The organism is Pseudomonas kilonensis (assembly GCF_001269885.1).
Classification (GTDB): domain Bacteria; phylum Pseudomonadota; class Gammaproteobacteria; order Pseudomonadales; family Pseudomonadaceae; genus Aquipseudomonas; species Aquipseudomonas kilonensis.
Genome location: NZ_LHVH01000020.1, coordinates 84,168 through 99,851, shown reverse-complemented (window position 1 = coordinate 99,851; position 15,684 = coordinate 84,168). Strand labels below are relative to the sequence as shown.

Below are 15,684 nucleotides of genomic sequence, written 5' to 3'. Positions count from 1 at the left end.
TGTCCTATCACACAGGGGAATCCACCATGGAGCACACACACCGTACACCTTTGCTGCGCACCGCCATCGGCCTGGGCATTGCCCTGCTGGTCGCCGATTCATCGGCGCAGGCCTATGAGCTTTACACCGACGAAGACACCACCGTCACCGGCAACTTCCTGGCGGTCTACGGGCTGTTCAACAGCCGCAAGAACTACGACGGCACCGCCGGCGGTTCGAGCTGGCGCGAAGGTTTCATCAAGTATGGCCTGAGTATCGACCAGACACTCGGCGGCCTGGGCAGTGTCTACGGGACGGCCAACCTGGTCAGCTCCGGCACTTGGGGCGATGGCGACGCAGCCGGCTTGAGCGACGGCTCCGAACGCACCACCAAGTTCGATGAAGCCTTTGCCGGCTGGCGTTCGGGGGATCTGTTCCCGGCATTGGGCAAGGACGGTGTCGACTTGTCCTACGGCCGCCAGGTGATCACCCTGGGCGACGGTTTCATCATCAACGACGATGGCCTGAACCTGGGCAAAGGCGTGGCCGATGGCGAGCTCAACCGTGGCGGCGCCTATTACCTGGCGGCCCGGCATGCCTTCGACAAAACCGCTGTCGTGCGCCTGGGCGGCAAGGAAGGCGTGCATGGCAGCCTGATGTGGATCAAGTCCGACAACCGCGCCCAGGCCAACACCGAAATGGCCGCCAGCACCCTGGAATACACCGCCGCACCTGGCACCCTGGGGCTGACCTATATCCATGGCATCGATGTCGATGACCGCTACGCCAGCGACTTCCAGAAGCAGCGCGACGGCATGGACATCTACAGCCTGCGCGGCGCCGGGAATGCCGGCATCGAAAATGCGCATTTCTCCTTCGAGTACGCCTGGCAGGACAAGGACGCGGGCCCGGAGAAAGCCTGGTACACCGAAGCCGGCTACACCTTCGCCGACCTGCCCTGGACGCCAGACCTGACCTATCGCTACAGCCGCTACTCCAAAGACTGGGACTCGATGTTCAACGGCCAGAGCCGTGGTTATGGCACCTGGTTCCAGGGTGAAGTGGCGGGCAACTATGCCGGTCCGTTCAACAGCAATACCGCCATCCAGCACGTCGGCCTCAAGCTCAAGCCGGCAGAAACCGTGACCATTGGTGCACTGTTCTTCGACTATCAGACCCTGCATACCCGTGACGCGCTGAACCTCGATGCGCAGGAGCTGGACCTGTACGTGGAATGGGCGGTGAATGAGCACCTGATCATCACGCCATTGGTGGGCCTGTACAAGCCTGAGAAGGATGCGGACAGCGGTGGCAATCAGGTTGGCGGCAATGGCACCAACGTCTATAGCCAGTTGGTGGTGGCGGTTCCGTTCTGACAGGCCGACCGTAGGAGCTGCCGCAGGCTGCGATCTTTTGATCTTTCGCTTTTGATGCAAGTGTCTTTGGGAAGATCGCAGCCTCGTTGCACTCGTCAGCTCCTACGGGATAGCGATTCGCCTGTTATCTGTGCTGGTGCAACATGGTCTGGATCTGATGGGTCGCCTGCCGGGTGCTTTGCGCCAGCTTGCGCACCTCATCGGCCACCACTGAGAAACCGCGCCCGACATCTCCGGCCCTGGCGGCTTCAATTGCGGCGTTCAAGGCGAGCAGATTGGTCTGGTCGGCAATGCCCTTGATCACCCCCACCACCGTGGCAATCTGGGCGTAGGTCACCTGGTTCTGTTCGAGCATGCGCTGATGGGTGGACTGGGCCGAGCGCTCGTCACTGATATCACGCACCGCACCAATGATCCGCACCAGTTGCCCATGGGAGTCGCGTACCGCCCGACCGCGTTCACGACACCAGATGTAATCCCGGGTCTTGTGGCGCATCCGGTATTCGAAGACGTATTCACCGCTGCCCTGTGAGCCAAGGATTTCCCGGTCGAAAATGGCCATGATCTTGGGCAAGTCGTCCGGGTGGGTGATGCCGACCTGGGCATCCCAGCCATCGGGCAGGTCGTCAGGCCCGTAACCCAGCAGCGCACGGAACTGACTGGAAAAGCGCATGCCACTGGCCGGGTGCTGGAGGTCACCGTTGACCACGGTAATGTCCCAGCAGCCTTCCGTCAGGGTCGACTGCAGCAGCTCCCAGATCTGCGCATCCCGGCGTTGTTGCTGCAGCTGCAGGCTGAGTTCGCCCAAGCGAATTTCAAGCACCTGCTCGCGCTCGTGGGCTTGCTCCAATTGCTGGCGAACCTTGTGCAACTCATGCTCGCTTTGCTGCCAGCGCAAGGTTTGCGTCTCCACTTGTGCCTCGACCTGATGCAGATGCGCAGTCGCGCTCGCCATCTGCCGTGCATGCTGCTCAAGGACGGTGCGCAGTGGCGGATACGCGTCGAGCAGCGGCGTGTCCTCCGTTTCGCCGGCCAGTACGCGCTGCACCTGTGCGATCAACACCCGTTTCTGTTTGTTGGTCTGGAGAAACATCGCCCGCCCCTATGCCATCAAGTCGAAACCCGGATCTGATCGCAAACCGGCCAGGCTGGCTTGTCCCTGCCTGCACGGGGCCTTGCTCCTGGCTGCCAACCACCCAGGCTGGCAGCCACAGACATACGGCGCGGCAGGCACAGTCAAGCTGGACGGTCCTGCCGGGATTACCCTCGGGGCTTTCCCTAATTCGTGATCAGGAAACCCTCATGAGCGATATTGCCCTGCTGCCTCAGGTCGAAGCCTTCCTCGGTAGACATCACGCCCTGTTCATCGACGGTGGCTACGTCGAAAGCCAGAGCAGCCAGACGCTAGACGTCGTCAACCCTGCCACCGGCCAAGTCATCGCCCAGGTCAGCGACGCCACTCCCGGCGACATTGATGCGGCGGTGGAGTCGTCCCGCCGCGGCTTCAAGCAGTGGTCCCAAACGGCACCCGCAGTCCGCGGCCATGTGCTGCTCAAGTTGGCGGACCTGCTGGAACGCAACCGCGAAGAGCTGGCGCAGATCGAGACCTGCCAGTCGGGGAAGATCATCCACATCTCCCGGGCCTTCGAAGTCGATCAGGCCGCTCATTTCCTGCGTTACTACGCGGGCTGGGCGACCAAGATCAACGGCGAGACGATCACCCCATCACTGCCCTCCTTCGCAGGCGAACGCTACACCGCCTTCACCTTGCGCGAACCGGTCGGGGTGGTGGTCGGCATCGTGCCGTGGAATTTTTCCACCATGATCGCCATCTGGAAACTGGCCTCAGCCCTGGTGACCGGTTGCAGCATCATCATCAAGCCCAGCGAGTTCACCCCGCTGACCATCCTGCGCATCGCTGAACTGGCCATCGAGGCCGGCCTTCCAGCCGGTGCCCTGAATGTGTTGACCGGTGGCGGTCTGGTGGGCAAAGGGCTGATCGAACACCCGGGCACCAACAAGGTCTCATTCACCGGTTCCGTGCCCACCGGCCTGGCGGTGGGCCAAGCGGCCATGGGCGCCGGGTTGACCCGTGCAACCTTGGAACTGGGCGGGAAGAATGCGGCGGGGTTCCTGCGTGATATCGACCCCGAGGTGGCGGTCAACGGCATCATCGAGGCGGGCTTCCTGCATTCGGGACAGATCTGCGCTGCAGCGGAACGGTTCTTTGTCCATCGCTCGCAGATCGAGTCGATCATGGACAAACTGGCCCAGCGCCTGAGCAAACTCACCATCGGCTCGCCCCTGGACGAGCGCACCGAATTCGGCCCGGTAACCAACCGCCAGCACCAGCACAAACTCGCGGAGTTCTTCGCCAAGGCCCGCGCACAGAACAACACCATCGTCCACGGTGGCAAGCTGATCGATGGACCGGGTTGCTATGTCGAGCCAACCATCATCCTCGCCAATCGCCGCGACGACAGCCTGCTCAACGAAGAAACCTTCGGCCCGATCGCCACGTTCTTCCCGTACGACACTGAGGAGGAGTTGCTGGAACTGATGAACGACACCCCCTACGGCCTGAGCGCCAGCCTCTGGACCAACGACCTGGGCAAAGCCCTGCGCATGGTCCCCGCGATCGAAGCTGGTACGGTCTGGGTGAACATGCACACCCTGCTCGACCCGGCGGTGCCTTTTGGCGGCAGCAAATCTTCAGGGATAGGCCGTGAATTCGGCAGTGCATTCATCGACGACTACACCGAACTGAAGTCGGTGATGATCCGCTACTGACCTTCAAGGGCTCTGGGACACCCCTCAGAGCCCCCTTGTGGGAGCGAGCTTGCTCGCGATAGCGGTCTATCAGCCAACCATGATGCTGAATCTGACGCCGCCATCGCGAGCAAGCTCGCTCCCACAGTTTTTTCCGAATCGCCAAGCCATCCGCGACCACCAAAAATCCCCTGTGGGAGCGAGCCTGCTCGCGATAGCGGCCCATCAGCCAACCATGATGCCGACTGACCCAACACCTTCGCGAGCAAGCCCGCTCCCACAATTTTTTTCCGAGTCGCCCAAGCCATCCGCGACCACCAAAGATCCCCTGTGGGAGCGAGCCTGCTCGCGAAAGCGGACTATCAGCCAACCATGATGCCGACTGACCCAACGCCATCGCGAGCAAGCTCGCTCCCACAGTTTTTTCCGAGTCGCCCAAGCCATCCGCGACCACCAAAAATCCCCTGTGGGAGCGAGCCTGCTCGCGATAGCGGCCCATCAGTCAACCATGATGCTGAATCTGACGCCGCCTTCGCGAGCAATCCCGCTCCCACAGTTTTAACGCCGGCAGGCGTTGACCGGTGGGACTCGGCCGCGCCAGGGCTGGGCGCGTTCCAGTTGGGCGGCCAGGGCCAGCAAGGTGCTTTCCTCGCCGAAGCGACCGGCAAAATGCGCCCCCATCGGCAGGCCATTGGCGCTCCAGGACAATGGCACTGACATCGCCGGCTGACCGCTGGCATTGAACAACGCAGTGAACGGCGCATAGCTGTGGTAGCGCTCAAGCAGTTGATCCAGGCTCATGCACACATCCTGCAGATCCAGTTCGCCAATCGGCATCGGTTCACGGGTCAGGACCGGGGTCAGGATCACGTCGTAATCCTGCATGAACACTGCCAACTGCCGGCCCAGCGCATGAATCCATTCCACCGCCGCGACATATTGGGCGCCGCTGACGTTGCCCTTGTCACGCAGGATGATCCGGGTCCGCACCTCCAGTTCTTCCGCCTGCACGGCGAACCCACGCATCTGGCCCAGCAGGTCGACATAGCGACGGGTGCTTGCACCAATAATGCTGAACACGTGGTCGAGAAACTCCAGCAACGCCACCGGCAGGCTCACCGATTCAACACGATGCCCCAACGACTCGCACAACCGCGCGGCCTCGCCCACCGCCTGAAGGCTCTGGGGTGACGTAGGCCAAGGCCCGAGCTGCTCGACCAGGGCAATGCGCAGCGGCTTGGGATCAGCCTGCACTGCCATCACATACGGCAACGCCTGGATCGGCGCGGCGTACGGCGCGCCCAGGTCCATCCCGGCGGTGGCGTCCAGCAACGCCGCACTGTCGCGCACCGACAAAGTGATCGCATGAGGCGTGCCCATCCCCGCCCAGCCCTCGCCCATTATCGGCCCCGACGGCATCAGGCCGCGGCTGGGCTTGAACCCGAACACGCCACAGCAAGACGCCGGCACGCGCAATGAACCGCCACCGTCGTTGCCGTGGGCAAACGGCACCACGCGGGCCGCCACCAGTGCCGCCGCGCCACCGCTGGAGCCACCGGCGCTATGATCGATCCTCCAGGGGTTGCGGGTGGCGCCCAAGCGCGCGGATTCGGTGGAGTACGAAGTGCCGAACTCCGGAGAAGTACTGGTGCCCATCAGCTGGCATCCGGCACGCCGCAACCGCGCGACGACTTCCGAATCAAAATCCGCACGACAGTCGCCCAGCGCGCGCGAACCGTTAGTCATCGCCGCGCCGTTGACCGGTGAAAACAGGTCTTTGATCAAGGTCGGCACACCGGCCAGCAGGCCTTGTGCAGCCTGAGGCTTGCGCGCCGCCTCCCGGGCCGAATCGTACAAGCGCTCGGCCACCGCATTGAGCTGCGGCTCGACCCGTTCCAGGCGCTCGATGGCCGTTTCCAGCAGTTCGCCGGGCTGAACCTCGCCACGCCTGACCCACTCGGCCAGCGCCGTGGCATCTTCAATGTCCATCAGGTGGTGGATGTCTTGCATACCCATGTTTCAGGTTCCTTGTGTCATGACGATTAATGTGACCCGACAGCGCGCGCCTGCCCCTGGCCGCGTGCACGCAGGCCGACAACGACCCAGAGCAGCGCCAAGGCAAGACTGGCCAGGGACAGCCACTGGATGGCGTGACGCAGGTCACCGGCGAAGACAATCACCAAGGCCACCACCAGCGGACTGACGAACTGACCGATGTACAGGCACGAGGTAAACCCGCCCAAGCCTCGGCCGCGGGTGCTGGCGGTCAGGGCATTCATCACCGGCGCCATCACGTTGGGTACCAGCAACCCGGCCCCCAGGCCCTGGATGAATACCGCCACCAGCACGGCGTTGTAGCTCTGCCCGCGCATCAGCAGCCACAGCCCAAGGCCCATCAGGCCGAGCAACAGTGCGTTGCAACCGGCGATGCCGAAGCGGCGGCGCAGCAACGGCCACATCAGCGAACCGCCCAGGGTCGCCAACAGGCTCAACCCCGCGGCCAGGCCAATCATCGTGCTGGAGGTGATCCCCAGGCTGACCAACAGCATCGGCGCCTGGATCGGCATGATGAACGTCAGGACCATGCCGCCCAGGATCATCAGGTAGCCGACCAGCAGTTGCAGCACGGCGACCTTGGCCGGTCCCGACTCATCGACGCTCTGCTCGACCCTCTGTAGCTTCGCCAGCGGCGGTTCCCAGAGCACTTTCATCATTACCGGCACCAGCAGCAGTGGCAGCAAATACAGCAGGAACGGCGTGCGCCACGAGTGCTCGCCGAGCACCCCGCCCACCACGAAAAACAGCGCCCCCACCAGGCCAATAGTCACCACCTGCCGATTGACGTAGCGCAACCGCTCCTCGCCCTGCCAATAGTCAGCGATCAAGGTTGCGCAGCAGGTCATCACCGCCGCCTCCGTGCACCCGAACAACAGCCGCGCACCGACAATCGAAGGCAGGCTGTCGAGCATGGCCGGCAGCGCACCGAGCAAGGCGTAGAGCACCGTGGCAATCACCAGCAAGGCTTTGCGCCCTACGCGGTCGGCCAACCAGCCAGCCAACGGTGCGCACACGGCAATCGCCAAAGCCGGACCGGTTATCGCCAACGGCACCAGCAGATCGGCGCGCGGCTCCAGGGGGCCGAATTCGGCGCCCAACCTGGGCAGGATGGGCGTGACCATCACCGCCCCCATGATCGTCAGGCTGCTGCCCAGCATCAGCACCAGCCCTTCACGCCAACTGGCCTGGCGGGACGGACTGGCCGCGGTTGAAACGGAACTTGATTGGTTCATGGCGAGCCCCTTTTAGAAACTTTGAGAAATACGCAGCGCCGTGGTGTAGCCCTCGGCGCGGTTGCGCGCATCGAGCTCCTTGTAGACATGCAGCCATATCGGCGGCATGCCGGGCTTGAAGTAACTCACCGCCGGCCCGACCGCCAACACCCGGGCACGATTGCCCGCTTCCAGGCCCGGCGCATCGTCATCGGTGAATTGCCGGTAGTAATAGCCGCCCACGCCCACGGTCCACGGGCCAACGTGTTGACCCACGGCGAACTCGTGGCGGTACTCGACGCCATTCTTGTAGTCGGTGGCGTGGTTGCGCGTGTTGATGTCGGCTTCGAAGCTGGAAGACACTTCGAAGCCGCTGTCGGAGATGTAGGTGGCGTTGAGGATCGGCGAGAAGGTCCAGTGGTTGAGGCCCGGCGAGATCAAGCGATCCTTGTCGTAGTCGCCTGTGGGGGCCTGGATCTGGAACTGGGCATTGACGAACAAATTCGGTGAAAGGGTCCATTGCAAGATCACCGGCAGCACCTGGATATCAGCCAGGCGAAACGGGTCGGCCGCGAGGTCCAGCGGACCGACAGGCGTCTGCACCTGTAGCGAGGCGTCCATCTGGAAGAACGGCACGACGGCGCCGAAGCCGTACTTGGCGCCCAGCACGGTGTAATCGGTCATGCGCATGTAGGCGACGCCGATGGACAAGACATCCAGGGAGAAATTGTTGTCCGCAGACTTGCCGTGGCGATCTTTCTGCACGTTGGCCGAATAGAACGCAGTTCGCAGGCCGACAGTGCCGAAGGGCGTGGCCGGCGGCATCATGCCCGCGCCGAAATCGTAGACCCCGACCGCCGTGGTCGGCGCGCCGTTTTCGGTGCCATGGGCAGCGCCACAGACAGCGATCAATCCCAGGGTTAACCCAGTACAGCGCAAGACGTTGGTTTTATTCTTCTGATTCATCGAATGCCCCTCCCGACCATGTGGTGTAGGGGTCATCCTAGGGAGCCGGCCGGTCAGCCGTTATCCGTTTTCAGCACAGATGCGTGCGACGCAGGGTTTGTGAAGGCGTCTCGCCGAACAACACTCGATAGTCGCTGGAAAACCGGCTCAAATGCCAGAAGCCCCAGCGTGCCGCCACCTCCTGTACACCTTGGGCATGGCCGCCGCTGCGCAGTTCACGACGCACGGCATTGAGGCGCAACGCCCGCAAATAGGCCACGGGGTTGATACCCAGCGTCTCCTGGAAGCAATACTGCAGTTTTCGTCGGCTGGCACCGATGTGGTTGCACAGGTCGAGGATCGACAGCGGCTCATCGACATGGGTCAAGGCATATTCCCGGGCGCGGTCGACCATGCGCTTGCGCGCCGTGGGGTTGAGCGGCGGCGCCTCATCCGGTGCCACCAGTTCCAGTATGTGCAGCATCACCGTGTCACGCAGGCCACGGCGGATCGACTCGTAACCCAGTAACGAGTCACGCCCCTGCTCGCCGCCTTCAAGCTCATCGAACAACGCCGCCAGCTCGGCGGGCAGCGTCGAGTTGCCGAGACGGTAACACTTGGGAAGATCGGTAATTCGAAAGCGACTGCCCTGTCGTTCCAGCACATGCTCCAACGCCTGCTCGTCGATGGCGACACTGAGCAGGTCGAGATGCTGGGGTGTGCGCAGCTCGGGCAGGTTCTGGCCACGGGCGACCAACAGGCTGGGCTCGATAATCGGGTGCCCGGAGCAAAAGACCGGCCCATCGGCACTCAGCGGCACGCTAAAGGTGATGGCGCCCTCCCAGGCCATGCCTTGCTTGGTCAGTGCCTGATTAGAGCGGTCGCGCACCAGTTGCATCCACTCCGAGCGGAACTCGATCAACTCGCCTTCGAAACGCCCGGGGGTCAACTGGTCATAGCAAACCTGCCAGCCACCCATGTTGCGGGCGTGCTCGTCGATGTCTGCGGTGCGGAACCGATTGATCGGCAGCGTCGGCAACAGGTCCGACGAGATCGCTGGCTGCGCCATGTTGGAGTTGTTCATTGACCCGACCTTTGATGATTCCAGGGCATACGGGTCAAAGCTCAGGCAAGTTCCATTCCGCCCCGTGGGCCGGTCGGGCAATTGTGCCGAAAACGGATAATCGCTCAGGACTCAACTGCCGGCACCGGCATGGGCCTCTTCAAAGAAATAGTCCTTCCAGCTGTCGGCCTGGTTTTTCAGCACGCCCAGTTCGTGCAGCTTCTGCGCATAGATGTAGGTGCGTTGCGGGACGACGGTGAAGTCGATTTCGGGGTCAGTGACGATTTTTTCCACCAGCGGCAGCGGCAACTTGGACTGCTCTACGCGGATGTAGGTCTGGGCAGCGGCCGGCTTGTCGGCCTTGATAATGCCTTGCGCCTCCACCAGGGCGTCGTAGAACGCCTTGTAGGTCTTGGGATTTTCGTCGTGGAATTTTTCCGTGGTGTAGAGCACGTTGAACGTCGCCGGCCCGCCCAGCACATCATAGGAGCTGAGCACCTTGTGTACGTTGGGGCTTTGCAGTGCCTGGTACTGGAACGGTGGGCTGGAGAAGTGCGAATTGATTTCTGACTGACCGGCGATCAGCGCCGCCGTCGCATCCGGGTGCGGGAGGCTGACCGAGATGTCGTCGAATTTCTTGAAGTGATCGTTGCCGAACTCCTTGGCGGTTTCGATCTGCAGCGTGCGCGACTGGAACCCCACACCTGCCGCCGGGACAGCGATCCGGTCCTTGTCGGTGAAGTCCTTGAGGCTTTTCACGTTCGGGTTATTGGTCAGCAAATAGTTGGGCATCGACCCCAGCGAGGCGATGGCCTTGACGTTCTGCTTGCCGCGGGTCCGATCCCAGATCGTCAGCATCGGCGGAACGCCCGCCGACACCACATCCAGGGCACCGGTCAGCAAGGCTTCGTTCATCGCCGTTGCGCCGGAAATGCTGTTCCAGTCCACCTTGATATCGAGGCCCTGGGCCTTGCCATGTTTCTCGATCAACTGCTGGTCACGCACCACGTCGAGGATCAGGTAACCGATACCGAATTGCTGGGCGATGCTGATCTTGCCTTCGGCGTGGGCCAAGGGATTGAGCAGCGCAGTGGCCGCCAGGGAAACCAACAAGGTGAGCGCAGAACGCTTGAAAGCCATGGTCTGATGAACCTCACAGTAAGTGAAAAAGACTGAAGACAACGACTTTAAAGCTATAAGAATGTTAATTTAAATACCTTAATGGCATATCAATAGCACCTAAATGTTCGGCATCCGAACCCATGAAATCGCACTCACGGGTACGATCACTTGATAATCTTGCATACCTCCCTGACGAACACCCAGCGCGAAGCGATCATGAACGAGATGACCCTGGAGGTCGGCATCGCCGCCGAGTCCATTTCCCAACCGCGCACACTGGTATTCCTGGCTTATCCGCAGATGGGCCTGTTGGACCTGACCGGTGCCCAGACCGTTTTCTGGGCCGCCACCAAAGCCATGACTGAACGCGGCCTGCCCGGCTACACCCTGCACACCGCAAGCCTGGAAGGCGGATTGATGCAGACCGCCGAAGGCTTGGTCGTGGATACCCGTGCCCTGCACGAGCTCGACGGGACGCTCATCGATACGTTGATCGTGCCTGGCGCACCGGACATACGGCAGGCGATGATTGACTGTGTCGACCTGGTGCAATGGCTGAGCAAAGCCTCGGTCAAGGCCCGGCGTACCGCATCGGTATGCAGCGGCACCTTCCTCATGGCCCAGGCTGGTTTACTGGACGGACGCCGCGCGGCCACCCATTGGGCCATGTGCGACATGCTCAAGAGCGGCTTCCCGTCGATTACAGTGGACCTGGACGCGATCTTCATCCAGCAGGACGCCGTGTGGACCTCGGCCGGTGTCAGCGCCGGCATCGACATGGCCCTGGCACTGGTCGAAGCCGATTGTGGGCGCGAGGTGTCCCTGCAGGTGGCCCGTGAGCTGGTGGTGTTTCTCAAGCGCCCCGGCGGACAAGCGCAGTTCAGCCAACTGCTGCAGTTGCAGATGCAGGACAGCGCCGGGTTCGACGAACTGCACGCCTGGATGACCGAACACCTGGATGACGACAACCTCACCGTCGAACGACTGGCCCGCCAGGCAAGGATGAGCCCACGCAATTTTGCCCGGGTCTACAAACGCCAGACCGGACGAACCCCGGCCAAAGCCGTCGAGATGTTCCGCCTTGAAGCCGCGCGTCGAATGCTCGAAGACTCCCAGCGCAACATCGACCAGATCGCCCGGTCCTGCGGCTTCGGTGACGAAGAACGAATGCGTCACACCTTCCAGCGCCATCTCTCGATTTCCCCCCGGGAGTATCGCAACCGGTTTTCCCGCTGAGCACTAACCCCTTAGGGTACGGTCCCGTCAGGCCACTCTCTTCGAATGCTCCCGCGGGTCGGCCTGCTCGGCCAGGAACGCGCTGCAACGCGAACGCAGCCACCGCTCCCCCGGATCATTGTGCGAGGCGCCGCGCCAGACCATGGAAAGCTCGTGCTGTGGCAAGCAGATCGGGGCCGCTTGCGCCCTCATGCCGGTCGTCACCGCCATCGCCTGGGCAACGTAATCCGGCACGATGGCGATCATGTCGCTCTGGGCCAACAGCACGGGCAAGGCGCTGAATTGCGGCACGGTCAACACCACCCGCCGCTGTCGGCCCATCAGGCATAACGCGCGGTCCGAGTCATCGATAACATTGCCCATGGACGACACAATCGCATGGGGCCGACGGCAGAACTCGTCCAGCGTCAGTTCACCGGGCTGCGAATCGGCGCGCAACAGCATCGGCCGAATCGGCCGCAGCAGCTTGCGTCGGGCATTGGCCGGCAGTTCCAAGGTTGGGCTGATTCCCAGGGAAATCTCACCGCTGGCCAACAGCTGGGACAACTGCCATTGGTCGGCCCGACGCACCACCAATGTGGTGCCGGGTGCCTCGGCCCGCAGGCGGCGTAACAGCTCCGGCAGCAATGCGTACTCGACGTCATCGCACAGCCCGATATGGAAGGTCGCCTCGCTGGTGGACGGCTCGAACGCCTGGCAAAGGCTCAAGGCGGCGGCGATGCCGTCCAGCGCCGGCGACAGATTGGAGAAGATTTCCTGGGCCCGGGAGGTCGGCTCCATCAGCCGTCCCGAACGGATGAACAACGGATCATCGAACATCAACCGCAAGCGCGCCAGGGCACTGCTGATCGTTGGCTGGCCGAGAAACAGCTTTTCGCTGACGCGGGTAACGTTTTGCTCGTGCATCATGGTTTCGAAAACCACCAGCAAATTGATGTCAGCACGACGCAAGTCATTTCTGTTCATCATAGTCATCGCCTCAGGCGCCAGGCCATTGAGTCAGAAGTGAACAAGATCACCACCTAGGCCCTTCATCAAGGCACGGCGGCGACGAGGTGTTGAAAGCCTAATCCCCGGGGCGGGCCAGTGTCTGTCGTACATGGGGACACTCGACTCACCCTTTGGGCGGCGTCATCAATACTTCGGTATACACCCGGGCCCGTGGCGAACAGCGCCGTTTGTGGCGAGGGAGTCCCCGCCGCGTCTTCGACGCTGCGCTGTCGCGCAGGGAACAAGGCCCTGTGGCGAGGGGATTTATCCCCGCTGGGGCGCGCAGCGGCCCTAAAGCAGTCAACTCAATCTTCCTGGCACACCGAGTTGCCTGGTTTTGGGGGCTGCTACGCAGCCCAGCGGGGCGGTGCGACGTTTCGCTAAATCCCCTCGCCACAAAGGGAGTGTTCTTACCTACCTGAGACACATGGCCGATTTATTTCAGCAGAAATTTTTTTATTAAAAATCAGCAAGTTGTAATTTGTTCCATGAGAGCTTGCTCCCGCTGGGCTGCGCAGCGGCCCCTCTCTTAGGCGCGACTTGGCGGGATTTCAGGGTTTTATGTCCTACCTCAGACAAAGGGCCGCTTCTAAGATACGAATCGATGCTCTGTCTCCCCGACATCCCAGAGCGAGACCCCGTAAAAACAGAAGGTCTGCCAGCGTGCCCCTACCCTCCGCGATGCTCAAGAACGTCTATGACAGCCTTCGATACACCCCATGCCAGAGCGGGCCGCGACCGTCGATGGGCATCAGCACCCACCCGCTGGTCAACGCCCTCGGCTGGTTGGTAGGCCTGGTGGTGGCCTGCGGAATTGTCATCATCAACTCCGAAACCCATTCCGACCTGGCCCCGACTCTGCTGTACATCACCTTGTTGTTGATGGCGGCCAACTTGTTTTCAATCAACTTGGTGATCGCCGTCGCGCTGATGAGCATGTTCCTGCTCACCGCGATGTTCTTGTACAACGGAGGCTATCACCGCTGGGAATCGACCACCGGCTTCTTTCGCTGCCTGACCGCATTGTCGGCCATCGCGTTCCTGGCCTTGCGCAGCAAGCAGGCGTCCGACAGCCTGCGGCATAACGAGGCCTATCTGATCGGCGCCCAGCGCCTGAGCCAGACCGGCAGCGTGGGCTTTCGCGGTGATCGGAAAGAGATGTCCTGGTCGGAGGAATCGGCACGGATCTTCGAATACCCACCCAGCAAAACACCGACGGTGTCGATGATGCTGGAGCGCACCCACCCTGAGGACCTGGAGTTGGCACGCGGGGTTTTCTTGCAGGCCGCCGGCGGCGAACCACAGATAGAGGTCAAGCTGCGCCTGCTGATGCCTGATGGGCGTATCAAGCATATCCACATGATCGCCAGTCCACTGCTCGTCCAGCATGGCCGTTTCCAGTACCTCGGCGCACTCATGGACGTCACCGCCGGCAAGCTGTCCGAAGAAGCACTGTTCCGCGCCCAGAGCCAACTGGCCCACGTCACTCGCTTGACCTCCCTGGGGGAAATGGCCGCGTCCATTGCCCACGAGGTCAACCAGCCACTGACGGCCATCACCAGCAGCGGCGAGGCCTGCCGCCGATGGCTCGAACGTCCGGAACCTGATCTCGATGAAGCCCTGGATTGCCTCGACCGGATCGTCGCCAACGGCTGTCGTGCCAGCGAGGTCATCAGCGGTATCAGGGCGCTGTCGCGCAAGTGCGACCCGTTGCGCCAGCCCGAACGGCTGGACGACATCGTCCGCGAGACCCTGAACCTGGTCCAGCAGCAACTGGCTCATCATAAAGTCCGGGCGAAGCTGGACCTGGCGGCGACGGACGGCCAGGTCAGCGCAGACCGGGTGCAACTGCAGCAAGTGATCATCAATCTGATCATCAATGCCTGTCATGCCATGGACGGGGTCAAGATACACGCAAGAATCCTGCACATACGCACATGGACAGAGGATGACGAAGCGCTGCTGGAGGTGACCGACCACGGAACCGGCATTGCTCCCGAGGTCCTGCCGTCCTTGTTCAATGCGTTTTTTACCACCAAGGAAAACGGCCTGGGCATGGGCCTTTCCATCTGCCGGTCCATCATCGATTTCCATGACGGCAGGCTCTGGGCGACCAGCGAAGCCGACCAAGGCACCTCGTTCAGGTTCGCGCTGCCGCTGCTCGCTTGCATCACCCTGGCGGAGAACACCCAATGAACCCCACACACACCACCCACCCTGTCATCGGCGATGCCCCCGTCGTCTACATCGTCGACGACGACGCACCGCTGCGCCAATCCCTCGGCAGCCTGCTGCGCTCCATCGGCCTGCAGGTCCATTTGTTCGGTTCGGTCGCGCAATTCATGAACCATCCCCGGCTCGACCTGCCCAGTTGCCTGGTACTGGATGTGCGGCTGCAAGGTGCCAGCGGCCTGGATTGCCAACGCCAACTGGCCGCGGCCAACGTTCACCTGCCCATCGTGTTCATGACCGGTTACGGTGACATCGCCATGACCGTGCGGGCAATGAAGGCCGGTGCCGTGGATTTCCTCGCCAAACCGTTTCGCGAGCAGGACCTGATCGATGCCGTAGCCGCCGCTCATCAGCAGGACCGGCTGCGACACGAGTCAGCACGCAGCCACCAGCAACTTATTGATCGCTACGCCACATTGACGCCCCGGGAGCAGCAGGTCATGGCGCTGGCAGCGTCTGGCTTGATGAACAAGCAGATCGCCGGGGAAATAGGCTTGAGTGAAATCACGGTCAAGATTCACCGCGGCCAAGCCATGCGCAAAATGTGCGCACGTTCGTTCGCCGATCTGGTGCGCATGGCCCAGGTACTTGAATTGCGTGGCGAGCAGTAGAAAGTTCATACCCACGTATACTTGGCGGGCCCATTGGACGGCGTATCTTGCACTGATAACGGGCGCCTTTATGGCTACCTGATATCACCCCA

At 61.9% G+C, this 15,684-nt stretch carries 11 protein-coding genes and 2 pseudogenes; 5 read left to right on the top strand and 8 right to left on the bottom strand.

Annotated features, from left to right (window positions below):
* The first annotated feature begins 26 nt into the window (after positions 1–26).
* Entirely contained in the window at positions 27–1,355 is a 1,329-nt protein-coding gene (locus AD662_RS14095; protein WP_053188105.1) for an alginate export family protein, read from the top strand.
* A 133-nt stretch (positions 1,356–1,488) separates the two neighbouring features.
* Here the strand turns inward: AD662_RS14095 and AD662_RS30155 are convergent.
* Together AD662_RS30155 and AD662_RS30150 are read right to left on the bottom strand one after the other, a co-directional pair.
* A pseudogene (locus AD662_RS30155) lies at positions 1,489–1,758 on the bottom strand (methyl-accepting chemotaxis protein); the annotation flags it as partial.
* A pseudogene (locus AD662_RS30150) lies at positions 1,738–2,028 on the bottom strand (PAS domain-containing protein); the annotation flags it as partial. The pseudogenes AD662_RS30155 and AD662_RS30150, both read right to left, overlap by 21 nt.
* A gap of 629 nt (positions 2,029–2,657) precedes the next feature.
* Between AD662_RS30150 and AD662_RS14085 the strand changes: the two are divergent.
* Positions 2,658–4,145 carry an aldehyde dehydrogenase family protein gene (locus AD662_RS14085; RefSeq protein WP_018613351.1) on the top strand — a complete coding sequence of 496 codons (1,488 nt, stop codon included), beginning with the start codon at positions 2,658–2,660 and terminating at the stop codon, positions 4,143–4,145.
* Between the two features lie 537 nt (positions 4,146–4,682).
* Here the strand turns inward: AD662_RS14085 and AD662_RS14080 are convergent.
* The 5 genes from AD662_RS14080 to AD662_RS14060 form a co-directional block, all read right to left on the bottom strand.
* Positions 4,683–6,140, bottom strand: a complete 1,458-nt coding sequence (locus AD662_RS14080) for an amidase (RefSeq protein WP_053188100.1) — start codon at positions 6,138–6,140, stop codon at positions 4,683–4,685.
* 26 nt (positions 6,141–6,166) lie between these two features.
* A complete protein-coding gene (locus AD662_RS14075; RefSeq protein ID WP_053188097.1) occupies positions 6,167–7,414 on the bottom strand; it encodes an MFS transporter in 1,248 nt (415 codons plus the stop codon).
* 12 nt (positions 7,415–7,426) lie between these two features.
* Positions 7,427–8,359, bottom strand: a complete 933-nt coding sequence (locus tag AD662_RS14070) for a SphA family protein (RefSeq protein ID WP_053188094.1) — start codon at positions 8,357–8,359, stop codon at positions 7,427–7,429.
* 70 nt (positions 8,360–8,429) lie between these two features.
* A complete protein-coding gene (locus tag AD662_RS14065) occupies positions 8,430–9,422 on the bottom strand; it encodes a helix-turn-helix domain-containing protein (RefSeq protein ID WP_053188091.1) in 993 nt (330 codons plus the stop codon).
* A gap of 111 nt (positions 9,423–9,533) precedes the next feature.
* Positions 9,534–10,541: an ABC transporter substrate-binding protein gene (locus AD662_RS14060; protein WP_018613361.1), complete on the bottom strand. Its 1,008-nt coding sequence runs from the start codon at positions 10,539–10,541 to the stop codon at positions 9,534–9,536.
* Positions 10,542–10,748: 207 nt separating this feature from the next.
* Between AD662_RS14060 and AD662_RS14055 the strand changes: the two genes are divergently transcribed.
* Positions 10,749–11,759 (top strand): GlxA family transcriptional regulator, encoded by a 1,011-nt coding sequence (locus AD662_RS14055; RefSeq protein ID WP_139213181.1) that lies wholly within the window; start codon positions 10,749–10,751, stop codon positions 11,757–11,759.
* A 27-nt stretch (positions 11,760–11,786) separates the two neighbouring features.
* Here AD662_RS14055 and AD662_RS14050 read toward each other — a convergent pair whose 3' ends face one another.
* Positions 11,787–12,728 (bottom strand): LysR family transcriptional regulator, encoded by a 942-nt coding sequence (locus tag AD662_RS14050; RefSeq protein ID WP_018613364.1) that lies wholly within the window; start codon positions 12,726–12,728, stop codon positions 11,787–11,789.
* 765 nt (positions 12,729–13,493) lie between these two features.
* On the opposite strand from AD662_RS14050, the gene AD662_RS14045 reads away from it, so the two are divergent.
* Both AD662_RS14045 and AD662_RS14040 read left to right on the top strand, forming a co-directional pair.
* Entirely contained in the window at positions 13,494–14,945 is a 1,452-nt protein-coding gene (locus AD662_RS14045) for a sensor histidine kinase (protein WP_018613366.1), read from the top strand.
* Positions 14,942–15,592 carry a response regulator transcription factor gene (locus tag AD662_RS14040; protein WP_053188088.1) on the top strand — a complete coding sequence of 217 codons (651 nt, stop codon included), beginning with the start codon at positions 14,942–14,944 and terminating at the stop codon, positions 15,590–15,592. The genes AD662_RS14045 and AD662_RS14040 overlap by 4 nt, the downstream gene beginning before the upstream one ends.
* Positions 15,593–15,684 lie beyond the last annotated feature (92 nt).